This window comes from Ruegeria atlantica (assembly GCF_947495585.1).
Classification (GTDB): domain Bacteria; phylum Pseudomonadota; class Alphaproteobacteria; order Rhodobacterales; family Rhodobacteraceae; genus Ruegeria; species Ruegeria atlantica_G.
This window is the reverse complement of sequence record NZ_CANLZK010000001.1, coordinates 493005-506762: the sequence shown is the minus strand read 5'-3', so window position 1 is coordinate 506762 and position 13758 is coordinate 493005. Positions and strand designations below refer to the sequence as shown.

Sequence of the window (13758 nt, the reverse complement as noted above, 5' to 3'; positions counted from 1 at the left end):
TAGGGGTCGTCTTCTCTATCTCAGCCGCCTAAGAAGAAAAGCTAAAATCTGCCACATCACCTTTTGCGCGACGCGCGTGGTTGCGGCCGCGTCGGGATTTCTTTCAACAGCCCGCCAACCCCCATCCCAGCAATGTCCGCGCCGGTTGTTTCGATGCCGCAAGCAACCCGCGACAGGACCCAATCCGCGCCGTTCAATGCAGGCGAACGGGCGCATCCGGGCAATCCGATTACTGGCCTTGGGCCGAGTGATCCAAGAAACAGCAGATTACCGGGATCGACTGGCATGCCGAACCTATCCACCTGACCGCCAGCCGCCCGCACGGCCTGAGGTGCAACATCAAAAACATCAGATGTCGCAGAGCCGGTCAGGATCATCACAATGTCACCGGCAGCCTCTGAAATAGCCTGCGACAGCGGTTCGGCTTTGTGTGGAACGATCCGTACATCGCTGAGGTCCATGCCAAGGGTTTCTACCCGGCCGCGAATGGCTGCGATCCCCTTTTCGTTGGGGGGACCTCCGGGAATATCCGTTACGATCAGCCCTGCCGTTTTATGTACCGGTGCCACCAGACGAATCGAGGCCCTAGCCAGACCAGCGGCCTGCACGACGTCATCCTTTGGAACGGCGTAGGATATCACCTTGATCGTGGCGACCATCCCACCCGGGCCCATCTGTTGATATTGCGGCACCGTCGCTACTGTAATCATAGGATTAACGCAGTTGAACTTCTGCAGGGCCGCAACGTCCAATTCGACAACACCCGGCCCGTCGGCCAGCAAGTTCACGCGCCCGGTAAACGGCTGCGTTACCCGTAAACCGGCAGCGTCTGGATCAGGCGCAAGCGCTGCGGCCAACATTTCAGCAGCCTCGTCTTCGTGGCAATCGCCGGGCTCAAGCTGCGCAACTGTGACCTCATCATATCCAGCTGCACCCAGATGAGCCGCATGTTCGGCAGTCAGCAGCAATCCTTTGCGCAACTTGGTATCCTGAACCTGGACGGAGTGTGCAAGGATCGCGCCGGTGGCCTCGGCGACAGGAACGGGACCGAATTTCACGCCTTGCCCCGCAGCACGGCCGTCATCTGGGCGAGGATGGCCACCGCGATCTCGGACGGACCCGCCGCGCCGATGTCCAATCCAATCGGTCCGTGGATCTGGGCAATCTGTTCGTCCGAAAAACCCGCCTCTTTCATGCGAGCAACCCGCTTGGCATGCGTACGCGTGGACCCCAGAGCCCCGATATAAAACACGCCCGCCTTCAAGGCAGACTCCAAAGCCGGGTCGTCCAATTTGGGGTCATGCGTCAGCAAGACAACAGCGGTTCGCGTATCCATGCCCAGCTTGGCGACCGCCTCGTCCGGCCAATCAGTCAGGATGGTTTCGCCCGGGAATCGGGCACCAGACGCAAAGGCATCGCGCGGGTCGATGATGGTCGGATCATATCCGGCGATCCGGGCCATCGGAACCAGAGCCTGCGCAATGTGCACTGCCCCCACTATTATCAATCGCAGCGGAGGGTTGTGGACTGCAACAAATGTCTGCCCGTCCTCCTCAAAACCTGATCGGTCCATGCGCATTCGGTTTGAATAGGCTTTGCGGCGTAAAGCCCGATGACCGGTCTCGGTATTAACTTCATAGGCCACCGGTTCCCGCTGTGCGCGGGCTTTGACCAGATCTCTCAACATGGATTCTGGCAGGACCGAACCGATAGGTTCCACTAAAACACGGATCGTTCCGCCACAGGCCAGACCCACGGCAAAAGCATCTTCGTCGCTGACGCCAAATTCCAACAGCCGCGCATCACCCTCGTCCATCGCTTCAAGCGCTTCGACGATGACCGCGCCTTCGACACAGCCACCGGACACCGAGCCTTCGATGCGACCATCTGCGGCAATCACCAACTGAGCCCCGACACGGCGCGGCGCGCTGCCCCAGGTTTCAACCACCGTGGCCAGAGCGGTTGGGTTACCCTCGGAATGCCATTTAAGGGCCGTCTCTGGGCTGTTGTCGAATCTGTCCATTGCACCCTCCCGGCTTGTTCTGAACCAACATAGGCAGGTTTGGCGCAATGAAAAGTAAGCCTTAAGGCGAATACCGGATGTTCGACCTGTCTGTTAAACTCAGAATTGCATCGGCGTATACAAGCCCAGATTGCCAAGCAGCCCACAAATCATTGATTGCACCCGGCCCAGATTCTAGCCTACATGCGTAGCTGCTGCATTCCAGTATGCGCATATTAATTTTTGACAATGGAGACAGAGAGTTGAAACGCATTTTTACACTCGGAATGGCACTTGGCCTGTTCACCGCAAGCGTTGCATCCGCAGACACGTTCCTGCGTTATGGCGAGGTTGAAGGTTGGAAAGTATTTATTGACGAGGACAAGAAATCCTGCCTGATCGAAGCTGTTGATGACGCTGAAAACGTCGTTCAGATGGGCCTGACCGAAGATCGTGGCGTGGGCTATGTTGGCGTCTTCACCAAGGCCAAGACCGACATCAAGCGTGGCGAGAAAGAAGCCGTGGCGGTCCTGCTGGGCGACAACATCTATGTTGGTGAAGCAACCGGTATGAAGGGCAACATCACCAAGGGTTACTCAGGTGGTTACGTCCTGTCCGACGATCCCCAATTCGCCGATGACCTCGCCAAGCAAAAGGTCATGGTTGTGTTCCCGGAAAAGGAATTTGCCTTCACCGTTGATCTGACCGGCACTTACAAAGCCATGGAAATGGCCCGCAAGTGCAACGAAGAACAGTTAAGCTGATACTCAGTCGGAAAGCGCGGACAACAACCGCGCTTTCTCACCCACGTCATCGGGTTTCGAGATGACATTGGCCAGATCTTCCAACGACGCGATCGAGTGACCAGCGCGGAAACTGTCAACATGGGGCAGCATGGTCGCGACGCCCTGCGCTTTGGGCGCGAACCCATCCCACCGTAGCAATGGATTCAACCAAATCAGACGACGCGCAGACAGGTGCAATCGCTCCGTCTCTTTACCCAACGCCTCGGGGTCTCCGCGATCCAGCCCGTCCGAGATCAATAGGACCACAGCACCCTGTCCCATAACTCGCCGCGACCAATCGCGGTTGAACGCGTGCAGACACTCGCCAATCCGCGTCCCTCCTTCCCAATCCTGCGCCTCAGCCCCGGCGGCGGCCAGTGCGGCATCTACGTCGCGCTGCTGAAGATGACGTGTGATATTCGTCAGGCGCGTCCCAAAGGTGAATGCGTGAACCTTGGCCCAGCCTGCCCCTTTGGCGTTCGACACCGCATGCAGGAAATGCAGGACGATCCGGCTATACTGGCTCATCGACCCCGAGATATCGCAAAGCACGACAAGATTGGGCCATCGAGGTTTCGGCTTCAGCTTGGCAATATCGCGCAACTCTCCACCCTGACGCATCGCGGCGCGCAATGTCCGAGCCCGGTCGATGCGATGCCCCAGATGGCTAGCCTGACCGCGCCTGGATTCTATGGGCTTCACCGGCAGAGCAAGCCGCGACAGCATGCGCTTGGCTTGCGCGATCTCGGCGGTGCTCATCTGCTCAAAGTCCAGACTGCGCAGACGTTCCTCGGAGGACGCCGTTTGCGAGGCGTCGATCTCTAACTCGGATTCTTCTTCCTTCTCAGCCACCTCGGGCAGATCACGTTCAACCCCGTCCAACAACGCCTCGGCCGCGCGCTTTTCGGCCGCGTCAGCCTTGCGTTCTTCCTGCACGCCGCGAATGGCCGGCAGCATCATGGACATCATGTGCTCAAGATATCGGGGGTCACGCCAATAGAGGCGAAAGACCTGCGCAAATACAGTGCGGTGTTCCGGGCGGTTCACGAAACAGGCGTGCAATGTCCAATAGAAATCCTGTTTTTCCGTGAACCCCGCCGCCTGCACCGCGCGAATAGCATCCACCACTCGACCCGTCCCAATCGGTAGCCCGGCCTTACGCAACGCGCGTGCGAAATGGGTGATGTTTTGCGCCAGCTTGGGGTTGTCCGGAATGTCGATCGGAAGCTGTTCAGCCATCAGGCTGGTTCCAGCGACGCTTTGGCTTGATCCAGTATTCGTTTCGCCTCGGATCCCTGCAATTTCTGGATGTCGTCCTGGTATTTCAAGATCGCACCCAGGGTGTCTCCGATCACTTCGGGGCTGAGGTTGATGATGTCCAGCGCAAGCAGGCATTTGGCCCAATCTATCGTCTCAGCCACACCCGGTTTCTTGAACAGGTCTTCGGTGCGTAGATGCTGAACAAAGGCCACGACCTCACGACTAAGCGCTTCGGCAGCTTCCGGCGCGCGCGCGTGCAGGATTTCGATCTCTCGGTCGAAATCGGGGTAGTCGACCCAATGATAGAGGCAGCGTCTTTTTAGTGCATCATGCACCTCACGTGTGCGGTTCGAGGTGACGATAACGATGGGCGGCTCCGGTGCTTTGACCGTGCCCAGTTCAGGAATCGTGACCTGAAAATCGCTGAGCGCTTCGAGCAGGAACGCCTCGAACGGTTCGTCTGTGCGATCAAGCTCATCGATCAACAGGACCGGCGCACCATGCTCATCCGGGCGCATTGCCTGCAGCAGCGGGCGTTCGATCAGGTACTCGTCCGAGAATAGTTCGGTCTGCAATGTGCCCCGATCCGCCCCGCCCGAGGCTTCGGCCGTGCGGATCGCCACCATCTGCGCCGGAAAATTCCATTCGTAAACAGCAGAAGAGGCATCCAGTCCTTCGTAGCATTGCAACCTAATCAAGCGCCGGTTCAGACCGGCGGCAAGGGCCTTGGCGATCTCGGTCTTGCCCACCCCGGCCTCACCTTCCAAAAACAGTGGTCGGCCCAGTTTCAGGGACAGAAACACCACCGTCGCCAGCGCGCGCCCGCAGACATAGCCCTGTGAACCCAACATGGATTGGACGGCGTCGATGGAATCTGGCTGTGTCATGTTTCGATCTCTCCCTTGGCACAACAGGTCATGACCACCCGCGCGCGTCAAGGCCGTGTTCTTTCCGGGACTTACGACGTTCGGACTGATTGACAAGGTCTGGGACCAAATTGAAGGTCTTTCACCGCCGGGTCCGCTGTGCTAGCGGAAGGCCATGACCGATACCCTCACGATCCGCCGCCCCGACGACTGGCATCTGCACCTGCGCGATGGCGCGATGTTGCAGGCCGTCCTGCCCGAAACCGCGCGTCATTTTGCCCGCGCGATCATCATGCCGAACCTTGTGCCGCCCGTCGTGCGCGGCGATCAGGCCGCCGCCTATCGCGACCGCATATTGGCCGCGCTGCCCGAAGGCATGACGTTCGAGCCGTTGATGACCCTGTACCTGACTGAAGATACGGACCCCGATGATATGGCAGCAGCCCACGCCAGCGGTCTGGTCAAAGCCGTCAAACTGTACCCGGCGGGCGCGACGACCAACTCTGCCTCCGGCGTGCAGGATTTCGACAAAGTGCGTCCGGTGCTGGAAAAGATGGCCGAGATTGGCCTCCCAATGTGTGTGCATGGTGAGGTTACCGACGCCGAGATCGACATCTTTGACCGCGAAGCTGTGTTCATCGACCGTGTTCTGGATCCGATCCGCAAGGCCACTCCCGGACTGCGCGTGGTTATGGAGCACATAACGACCGCGAACGGTGTCGATTATGTCAAATCCAATGACAAGGATCTGGGTGCAACGATTACGGCACACCATCTGATTATCAACCGCAACCATATCCTCGTTGGTGGAATCAAGCCGCATTACTATTGCCTGCCTGTCGCCAAGCGTGAAGAACATCGACTGGCTCTGCTGGCGGCTGCAACCTCGGGCGATGCGCGGTATTTCCTGGGTACTGACAGCGCACCCCACACCGACGCCAACAAGGAAATGGCCTGCGGGTGTGCGGGATGTTTCACCGCGACCAATACAATGTCACTTGTGGCCGAGATGTTTGACCGCGAGGGCGCTTTGGACAAGCTGGAAGGCTTTGTGTCTCTGAACGGCCCGGCCTTCTATCGCCTTCCGGTGAATGAGGAAACCATCACCCTGACCAAAGGCGAACCGGTAGAATACCCGGAAAAGATCGACTGCGACGAAGGACCGGTCACAGTGTTTGAACCGGGTTTCCCGCTACACTGGCGCGTGACTTAACCCTCCAGCAACGCAGACAAATCGCGGACGCGGCCTCCGGTGCGAAGCATCGACCAGATCGCGTCCGCGTCCTCTGCTCCAATCAGCTTGTTGGCCTTGCCGCGCACGCGGTCCTCACGGTCCGACAGGGTCATCGGGGCCAACAGGTCATGCGTGGCCTCGCGCCATGCCCCATCCCGGCGCAACAAGGTCAGCTGCGCCTGCGTTTCTGACAAACTGTCATCCGCTTCGACAGAGACTCGGTCCCGCAAGGATACCAGTCGCGGGTCGGCGCATATCTTGTCCGAATAGCTGCCTGGCAGGGCCGTATCATAGCCAAGCGCCTGCATCGCAATCACCGTCCGATATGAGAACTTGGCACCAAGGCCAGTTGGCGGAGATGTCTGGTTGCAGACGCTCATCCACCTTGGATGCGTCTTGATCTTGATCTCGGCGACTTCCGGTTCGGCGATATCCAGGTCGCGCGCGGCCTCAAGCGCGGCGTGCAATCCGTGGCAACAGGCATGAAACTTGTGACTGACGCTTTCAAAAAGCCATTCCGCACCCAGCCCATCCAATGAGGCTGCAATGTCAGACTGTCCTTTATGTGTCGCGCCGAATCCATAGGACCCTTCCAGCGCGTCTGAATTGGGATCGAATCCCGATGCCACCAACAAAGCTGCCTCAACCCCGGCAGAGGCCGCAAGACCCGCGTTATAAGGTTTTCCCATCGTTCCGAATTGCGCCTTCAGACCGGCAGCCCTAGTCGCCGTCAGGCCCAGAACTTTTCGCATCTGTTCGACGTCGAACCCCAGTATGCGCCCTGCAGCGACAGCCGCACCAAACGCACCGGACGTTGCCGTTTGGTGAAAGCCCGCCTGATAGTGATCACGCCCCAGCCAGAGACCGATCCGAATGGACGTCTCCATCCCAACCAGCGCGGCCTCAAGGAAATCGACCAAAATACGGTCGTCCCACTCGCTTATGGCCAGCGCCGCCGGAAGGACGGCAACCGATGGATGCCCGATATGGGCGAAATGCGTGTCGTCATAATCCAGGGCATGCGACACGGTTCCGTTTACCAATGCAGCACCGCGCAGGGGCGCCCCACCTCCGCCAAAAAGGCGCGCTTGTTCCGCCCCCCCCTCACCAAGCACAAGGTCGCGCACTGTCCGGGAAACAGGCTCATCAACTCCAGCACGCCCGACAGCAATCCAGTCCAAAACAGAAAGAGACGTAACGACCCGCGTCTGCAAAGTCGTCGTGATGGGCCCCGCCGCAAAGGCTGCCAGTGATGTGGTAAAATCGGTCATGGGCGCAGTCTAGCGACCGCCAACCCGGGGTAAAGACCTAGCTGTACAAGTCCTTCGCGCGGGTCTCAAAGGCCTGAACGATCCGATGCATAGCCTCGTTGAAGACCACGCCGATGATCCCCTGAAGGATCGCGTTCTTGAATTCGAAATCCACGTGGAACGTGATGTTGCATCCGCCATCATCGGCGTCAGCGAATTGCCAGTCGGATTTCATGTATTTGAATGGGCCGTCCAGATATTCAGTGTCGATTCTTTTCTGATCGGCAAACAATGTCACCCGGCTACCAAACCGTTCGCGGAACACTTTGAACGAGATCACCAGATCCGCTTCCATGACCTGCGCCTCACCCGCCGCATAGGTCCGACGAATGCGGGCGGCCGCGCACCAAGGCAGAAACTCGGGATACTTTGCCACGTCCGCGACCAGCTCGTACATCTGCTGCGCAGTGTAAGGAAGGTGACGTGTTTCCGAATGAGTAGGCATGGCGTCCGGTTTTTCAGGTGACAATGGCGCGTCATGTCGTATGTTGCGCGCCAAAGATCAAGGGGGCAGCGATGAGCGACCGCGCATATGTGATAGATACGATGATCTCGGCCAAGGCGATTGCAGCCCGAATCGAGGAATTATGCCGCGAAATCACGGCAGAATTCGGAGATACCGACAAGCTGATCGTGGTCGGTCTGCTGCGCGGCAGCTTCGTCTTCATCGCGGATCTGGTGCGCGAACTGGACCTGCCGATCGAGGTCGATTTCCTCGAAGTATCCTCGTATGGAGACGCGATGGAAAGCAGCCGGGAAGTACGCATTCTCAAGGACTTACGTGGCGCGATTGAAGGGCGCGATGTTTTGGCCGTCGAAGATATCGTCGACACCGGCCACACGCTGAACCACGTCACAAAACTGTTGCGCAGCCGCAAACCAAGCCGACTTAAGTCCATTGCCTTGCTGGACAAACCCAGCCGGCGCGAGGTCGATTTCCGTTCCGATTGGATCGGCTTTGAAATTCCGGACGAATTTGTTGTGGGTTACGGGATCGACTACGCGCAGCGCAATCGCAACTTGCCATTCATTGGCAAAGTTCGATTTGTCGAAGACTAAACCGGATTACCCCCCGTTCAGGCTTGGGCGTCGCCTAAAACCTGCCGGATAGCCGACAGGAAAACCCCGGTTCCAACAGGTATCAACGCGTCCGGGAAATCATAGTCAGGGTTATGCAATTGCGGGTGACCCTGCCCCGCGCCCAGCCAAAACATCGCCGCCTTTGCGCCTTTGCCAAATTGCCCGAAATCTTCCGAGAATTTTTGCGGTGTCTCGGTTGAATGGCACGGTACTCCACGCTCGGCGCAGGCCGTTGCGATGATGTTCACCGCGTCGCTGTGATTGACACAGGCCTCGAAGACATCGTCATAGGTGATCTCAACCCCCAGACTGTCGGCGGATGCAGCGCGGCACGCCAGCTGTTCGGCCTCGGTCATCAGCGTTTGCATCCGAGTGTCTGAAACGGTGCGCAAGGTCACCCAGATCTCGGCCTGTCCCGGAGCGACGCCGAAAGTCGGCTCTCCCAAACGGGCATGCGTCACAGTTGTCAGCGCAAAATCGGCATCCAACGCGCCGCCCGCGCCCAAGCCTGCCAGCTTCGAAATCAGTTCGGACATCGCCTCAGCCGGGGAAATCCCATCCTGAGGTGCAGCCGCATGGGATGTCTTGCCGGTCAGGATAATTTTCATCCCGCGCGAGGCGCAATTGGCCGAACCCTGACACAACTCAACTGCACCAAGTTCCAACCCCGGCAGGTTGTGCAAAGAGAACACATAGCCCGGCGCGATTTGCGCGAATTGAGGGTCCGCGCGAAAGGCGATAGCGCCCTGCCCGGTTTCCTCAGCCGGTTGAAAGATCAATACCACCCGACCCTTTTGGGGGCGGTGGCGCGCCAAGTCTTCGGCAACGCCAAGCACCATCGCCATGTGCCCATCATGGCCACACAGATGCCCTTTGCCCGGAACCTTCGACACATATTGGTGCGTGCCAAGTTCTTGAATCGGCAGCCCGTCCAACTCGCACCGGATACCAATGGTTGGCCCGGCCTGCCCACTGTCAAAAACCGCGGCAACGCCATGCCCCCCCAGTCCGGTAAGCACACGGTCCGCACCGATTCCCTGCAACAGCTCTATCATGCGGGCAGCGGTTTCGCGCTCCTGCCCGGAAAGTTCGGGATATTGATGCAGGTCGTGGCGCAGGCGTGTCAGCCGCGCGTGCGCTTCGGGTGTCACCCCTGTTCCAGCTTTTTCTGGCGAGCATCACGCAACCGGGCAAAGTCATCCCCCGCGTGATAAGACGACCGGGTCAGAGGCGTCGCGGACACCATCAGGAACCCTTTGCCATAAGCTGCCTTTTCATAGGATGCGAATTCTTCCGGCGTCACGAATCGATCCACACCATGGTGTTTGGGCGTGGGCTGCAGATACTGACCGATGGTTAGAAAGTCGATATCGGCGGCGCGCATGTCATCCATAACCTGCCGAACTTCTTGCTCATTCTCACCCAATCCGACCATGATTCCCGATTTGGTGAAAATAGACGGGTCCAGCTCTTTGACGCGCTGCAACAGCCGCAACGAGTGGAAATAGCGCGCACCAGGACGCACTTCGAGGTACAGGCCAGGTACGGTTTCCAGATTGTGGTTGAACACGTCCGGCTTGGCCTCAACGACAGTTTCAAGAACGGAAGAGTCACATTTCAGGAAATCAGGTGTCAGGATTTCAATGGTCGTCTTCGGCGACCGGTGCCGCACCGCGCGTATCGTCTGCGCGAAATGATCGGCACCGCCGTCCTTCAGATCATCGCGGTCAACAGATGTGATCACGACGTGGTTCAAACCCAGCTTTTCAACCGCATGCGCCACGCGCCCCGGTTCAAACGCATCCAAGGAGTCCGGACGTCCTGTCGCAATGTTACAGAAGGTACAGCCGCGCGTGCAGATCTCGCCCATGATCATCATGGTGGCGTGGCCCTGGCTCCAGCATTCGCCAACATTTGGGCATCCGGCCTCTTCACAGACAGTGACCAGATTATTTTCACGCATGATCTTGTGCGTCTCGGCATAACCCTTTCCGCCGGGGGCCTTGACGCGTATCCACTTGGGCTTCTTAGGCTGCGCATTGTCTGGACGATGCGCTTTTTCGGGATGACGTTGTTCTGGGATCTTCAGATCACGCACGGCTGGCTTTCCTGACTTTGGGTCAATTTGCTTTGCCCTAACATAATACGCCCGCGCAGACTATGCCACCCGGGCATACCCGCCATGCACGGTAAGTTCGCACTCGCAGAAAACGGCCCGGCACTTCAAACACTCTAGGCAGATTAACTCTCTTTTACCGCCACTTAAAGATATATCGCAATTGCAGCATTTCTAGCGTTGAAGGCGGTTTAGAACTGTTTTAAGTCACCATTAATTCTAATGTGAATCACAGGAGCCCGTAGATGAAAACCGGCGCAAAACTGCCTTCCGTTACCTTCCACACCCGTGTCCGCGACGAAGCAATCGAAGGATCCAACCCGTTCCGTTGGGAAGACAAAACAACCGCGGATTACTTCGCAGGCAAGCGCGTCATCCTGTTTTCCCTACCCGGTGCGTTCACACCCACATGCTCGACCTTCCAACTGCCCGGTTTCGAAAACGGGTATGCCGATTTCACTGCCAAGGGCATCGATGAAATCTACTGCATGTCCGTGAATGACAGCTTTGTCATGAACAAATGGGCACAGGATCAGGGCCTGAAAAACGTCAAAGTCATCCCTGACGGTTCGGGCGAATTTACCCGCAAAATGGGCATGCTGGTCGACAAGGAAAACCTGGGCTTTGGCATGCGTTCGTGGCGCTACGCTGCCATCGTAACCGATGGTGTAGTCGAAGCTTGGTTCGAAGAGCCCGGCCTGATGGATAACTGCCCCGAAGACCCCTATGGCGTTTCGTCCCCGGAAACCCTGATGAAGCACCTGGAAGAAGCCAAAGAACCGGCACTGGCATAAGAATTGTCAGGCTGACGTATCAAAGGCTCGCCTCTGGCGGGCCTTTCTTAGTGACGGGTCGCGGTTACGATATCTTCGCCAACACGCTGGATGACTTCCGCCAGACTGTCGAACCAGTCTTCATGTCCTGTCGAAAGGCGCCGGACCAAACCCACCGTCCGCGCAGGCTGCGGTGCCCCGAACCGCATGAGCTTGAGCCCCGGAACAGCTTCGGTTTCCGAGCGCGCCGCGAGTTCAGGCATGAGTGTCAGGCCAAACCCTTCGGCAACCAGTCGCGACAGAGTCGCCAGTGAGGACGCCCCCATATTGATCAAACCGCTGCTTCTGTCCTGACCACAGACCTCAAGCGCCTGATCCGTCAGGCAATGCCCGTCATCCAGTAACATCAGCTGCGCGGTCTGCAGATCCACCGGGCGCAAGGCATCCGGGTCCGAGTGTACTGTCCCAAGCCGCCCCGCGCTTCCGGCAAGCAGAAAGCGATCCTCGAAAAGCGGCAATTCGAACAATTCGTTTCCGCCGGCTGGCAAGGCCATCACACCGGCATCGATTTCCCCGGCCCGCAGCATGGCCAGCAAGCGTTCGGTCCGAGCCTCGCGGATCTGCACCCGCAAGGAGACGTCGGCTGTGCGCAGTCCGGCTAAAACACCGGGCAAAAGATAAGGAGCAATCGTCGGGATGATTCCAATCGCCAAAGACCGGTGCCCAACGGAATGATCCTTTGCGAACTGATCCAGCCGATCCGCTGCGCCTAAGATCTGACGCGCATAGTCCAGCACGTCGCGCCCCAACGGCGTCAGCAGTATGTCGCGCGCCTGACGTTCGAACAACGACCCGCCCAAGGTCTCTTCTAACGCTTTGATTTGAACCGACAGCGCGGGCTGCGAAACATGGCAGACCTGCGCCGCACGGCCAAAATTGCGCTGATCTGCCACCGCATTGAAATACTGAAGCTGTCTGAGGGTAAAATTCATAGGCAATTCCTATCACTACCCCCTGAAAACTCAACTGCGAATTATGGGATTCCTATCCAATCAGGCGAGTTTTCTCTGCCTGATCTTCGTAATGGCGCTTGAGGCGCTGCAGGGCGATGCGCAACACGATCTTTCCGGAACGCGCCGACCAGCCCATGCGTTTTTCAGCCAATTCCAGCCCCTCAAGATAACAGCAGCACCGCAGTGCCACGTCGCTTAGCCCCGGCCCCAGATCCGACAGGGCACATTCAACCCGAGCGCGCGCGTCTGAGGACCCCTGCCCTGCATACGTTCCATTTGCGAAACTTCCCCGCCCCCCGGCCGTTAGAAAGTGATCCCAGTTTTGGGCAACCTGCGGACCGATCTGCGACAGTTCAAAGTCTTCGCGCAGCCGTTCGCCAGCGCCGACCAGAGTTTCGTCGAGAAAGGGCTTTCCGTCCTTGTCCCGCCTGCGCGCCAACGCGATCAGCGGACTTTCGGCAGCACTGTACCGAATACGTCTGGCGCCGTGCGACGACCTGTCCTGTCTTTGTTCGCCATGCGCCTGAAACGGCGATTGCGCCTCGGCCATGCCGAACTCGTTTCTGGCGCGGGCTTTGTTCTCGGCCTCGGCGATCAGTTGGCTTAAGGCCGACCGCCCAGAGGAAGAGATGCGATACCGGGAAATACGTCCGGGATTATCGCAGGATATCCAATCATTCAGAGCCAGCGCTTGCGCAATCGTGCAATCGACGACCGCAGTTCTTGCGGTCCCGCTGTCGCCGGTATCCCGAACGACCACAGCCTTGTCCATCTCTTCCGCCACAGCCAGAACCGCGCCGGTTTCGCAAAGGCGACGCAGTATTCGAAGAGCTTCGCGGTTAAACTCATCGTCCTTGCTTGTTGCATCGTTGGCCTGAATCCCCAAAGGCTCGTTCAGGGACCCAGCGCGCCCTTGTTGATCCGTGAAATGGACCTCTGCCAGCGCTTGCAGCGCAGCATCCACCAACGGATCGTCCCGGCGCAATTCAATACGTCGGATTTGTCTGAGTATGGTTGACGCATGGCACCCCACGGATCGCGCGATGTCGCGGATCGATTGACCGGTTTCGGTATGCGCCAGGTATCTCTGCGCCCCTTCAGGCACCCACGCCGGAATGGTGAAAGCCATGTTTTCTTGCATAGTCACTTGCCCTCGTCGACAAAACAATCGGTTCTCAATCGCCCCCGGTGAATGTGTTAACCAATCCTAACTAGAGCCGCTTTCGTTACTCGTTCGTTAACCCGGAGAGACAACAACCAGATTTGATTCAAAATCATAAACACTCATGAAGTCAGAGTTCGGAGGGAACCCGCACAAG

At 58.1% G+C, this 13758-nt stretch carries 14 protein-coding genes; 4 read left to right on the top strand and 10 right to left on the bottom strand.

Annotated elements, in window-relative coordinates; translation table 11 throughout:
• Positions 1-56: 56 nt before the first annotated feature.
• Together QMP16_RS02445 and QMP16_RS02440 are read right to left on the bottom strand one after the other, a co-directional pair.
• Positions 57-1058 carry a molybdopterin-binding protein gene (locus QMP16_RS02445; protein WP_282151093.1) on the bottom strand — a complete coding sequence of 334 codons (1002 nt, stop codon included), beginning with the start codon at positions 1056-1058 and terminating at the stop codon, positions 57-59.
• Positions 1055-2023: an XdhC family protein gene (locus QMP16_RS02440; protein WP_282151092.1), complete on the bottom strand. Its 969-nt coding sequence runs from the start codon at positions 2021-2023 to the stop codon at positions 1055-1057. The genes QMP16_RS02445 and QMP16_RS02440 overlap by 4 nt, the downstream gene beginning before the upstream one ends.
• A 242-nt stretch (positions 2024-2265) precedes the next feature.
• Here QMP16_RS02440 and QMP16_RS02435 point away from each other — a divergent pair, with 242 nt between their 5' ends.
• The gene (locus QMP16_RS02435) at positions 2266-2766 is read left to right on the top strand and encodes a hypothetical protein (RefSeq protein WP_082637106.1); all 501 of its coding nucleotides are present in this window, start codon (positions 2266-2268) and stop codon (positions 2764-2766) included.
• A gap of 3 nt (positions 2767-2769) precedes the next feature.
• Here the strand turns inward: QMP16_RS02435 and QMP16_RS02430 are convergent, their stop codons facing one another.
• Together QMP16_RS02430 and QMP16_RS02425 are read right to left on the bottom strand one after the other, a co-directional pair.
• Complete coding sequence (locus QMP16_RS02430; RefSeq protein ID WP_282151091.1) at positions 2770-4026, bottom strand: vWA domain-containing protein; 1257 nt, start codon at positions 4024-4026, stop codon at positions 2770-2772.
• The gene (locus tag QMP16_RS02425; RefSeq protein ID WP_282151090.1) at positions 4026-4934 is read right to left on the bottom strand and encodes an AAA family ATPase; all 909 of its coding nucleotides are present in this window, start codon (positions 4932-4934) and stop codon (positions 4026-4028) included. The genes QMP16_RS02430 and QMP16_RS02425 overlap by 1 nt, the downstream gene beginning before the upstream one ends.
• Before the next feature lie 154 nt (positions 4935-5088).
• Between QMP16_RS02425 and pyrC the strand changes: the two genes are divergently transcribed.
• A complete protein-coding gene (pyrC, locus tag QMP16_RS02420) occupies positions 5089-6126 on the top strand; it encodes a dihydroorotase (RefSeq protein WP_282151089.1) in 1038 nt (345 codons plus the stop codon).
• Here the strand turns inward: pyrC and QMP16_RS02415 are convergent.
• A complete protein-coding gene (locus tag QMP16_RS02415) occupies positions 6123-7418 on the bottom strand; it encodes an MmgE/PrpD family protein (protein WP_282151088.1) in 1296 nt (431 codons plus the stop codon). The two genes, pyrC and QMP16_RS02415, sit on opposite strands and share 4 nt — an antisense overlap.
• A 37-nt stretch (positions 7419-7455) precedes the next feature.
• Complete coding sequence (locus tag QMP16_RS02410; RefSeq protein WP_058271887.1) at positions 7456-7902, bottom strand: type II toxin-antitoxin system RatA family toxin; 447 nt, start codon at positions 7900-7902, stop codon at positions 7456-7458.
• A gap of 71 nt (positions 7903-7973) precedes the next feature.
• Here QMP16_RS02410 and hpt point away from each other — a divergent pair, with 71 nt between their 5' ends.
• Entirely contained in the window at positions 7974-8516 is a 543-nt protein-coding gene (gene hpt / locus QMP16_RS02405) for a hypoxanthine phosphoribosyltransferase (protein WP_058271886.1), read from the top strand.
• A 17-nt stretch (positions 8517-8533) separates the two neighbouring features.
• Here the strand turns inward: hpt and QMP16_RS02400 are convergent, their stop codons facing one another.
• Both QMP16_RS02400 and lipA read right to left on the bottom strand, forming a co-directional pair.
• Positions 8534-9688: an amidohydrolase gene (locus tag QMP16_RS02400; RefSeq protein WP_282151087.1), complete on the bottom strand. Its 1155-nt coding sequence runs from the start codon at positions 9686-9688 to the stop codon at positions 8534-8536.
• Positions 9685-10635, bottom strand: a complete 951-nt coding sequence (gene lipA / locus QMP16_RS02395) for a lipoyl synthase (protein WP_282151086.1) — start codon at positions 10633-10635, stop codon at positions 9685-9687. Before lipA ends, QMP16_RS02400 begins: the two co-directional genes overlap by 4 nt.
• A gap of 263 nt (positions 10636-10898) precedes the next feature.
• On the opposite strand from lipA, the gene QMP16_RS02390 reads away from it, so the two are divergent.
• Entirely contained in the window at positions 10899-11447 is a 549-nt protein-coding gene (locus tag QMP16_RS02390; protein ID WP_109311623.1) for a peroxiredoxin, read from the top strand.
• Positions 11448-11494: 47 nt separating this feature from the next.
• On the opposite strand, the gene QMP16_RS02385 is transcribed toward QMP16_RS02390, so the two are convergent.
• Both QMP16_RS02385 and QMP16_RS02380 read right to left on the bottom strand, forming a co-directional pair.
• Positions 11495-12418 (bottom strand): hydrogen peroxide-inducible genes activator, encoded by a 924-nt coding sequence (locus tag QMP16_RS02385; protein ID WP_282151085.1) that lies wholly within the window; start codon positions 12416-12418, stop codon positions 11495-11497.
• A gap of 52 nt (positions 12419-12470) precedes the next feature.
• Positions 12471-13580 (bottom strand): DUF6456 domain-containing protein, encoded by a 1110-nt coding sequence (locus QMP16_RS02380; protein ID WP_282151084.1) that lies wholly within the window; start codon positions 13578-13580, stop codon positions 12471-12473.
• Between the last annotated feature and the right edge of the window lie 178 nt (positions 13581-13758).

Coding starts and splice junctions, on each gene's coding strand:
- QMP16_RS02410 (WP_058271887.1), bottom strand. CDS start 7,902: ATGCCTACTCATTCGGAAACACGTCACCTTCCTTACACTGCGCAGCAG.
- QMP16_RS02430 (WP_282151091.1), bottom strand. CDS start 4,026: ATGGCTGAACAGCTTCCGATCGACATTCCGGACAACCCCAAGCTGGCG.
- hpt (WP_058271886.1), top strand. CDS start 7,974: ATGAGCGACCGCGCATATGTGATAGATACGATGATCTCGGCCAAGGCG.
- QMP16_RS02390 (WP_109311623.1), top strand. CDS start 10,899: ATGAAAACCGGCGCAAAACTGCCTTCCGTTACCTTCCACACCCGTGTC.
- QMP16_RS02385 (WP_282151085.1), bottom strand. CDS start 12,418: ATGAATTTTACCCTCAGACAGCTTCAGTATTTCAATGCGGTGGCAGAT.
- QMP16_RS02415 (WP_282151088.1), bottom strand. CDS start 7,418: ATGACCGATTTTACCACATCACTGGCAGCCTTTGCGGCGGGGCCCATC.
- pyrC (WP_282151089.1), top strand. CDS start 5,089: ATGACCGATACCCTCACGATCCGCCGCCCCGACGACTGGCATCTGCAC.
- QMP16_RS02380 (WP_282151084.1), bottom strand. CDS start 13,580: ATGCAAGAAAACATGGCTTTCACCATTCCGGCGTGGGTGCCTGAAGGG.
- QMP16_RS02440 (WP_282151092.1), bottom strand. CDS start 2,023: ATGGACAGATTCGACAACAGCCCAGAGACGGCCCTTAAATGGCATTCC.
- QMP16_RS02425 (WP_282151090.1), bottom strand. CDS start 4,934: ATGACACAGCCAGATTCCATCGACGCCGTCCAATCCATGTTGGGTTCA.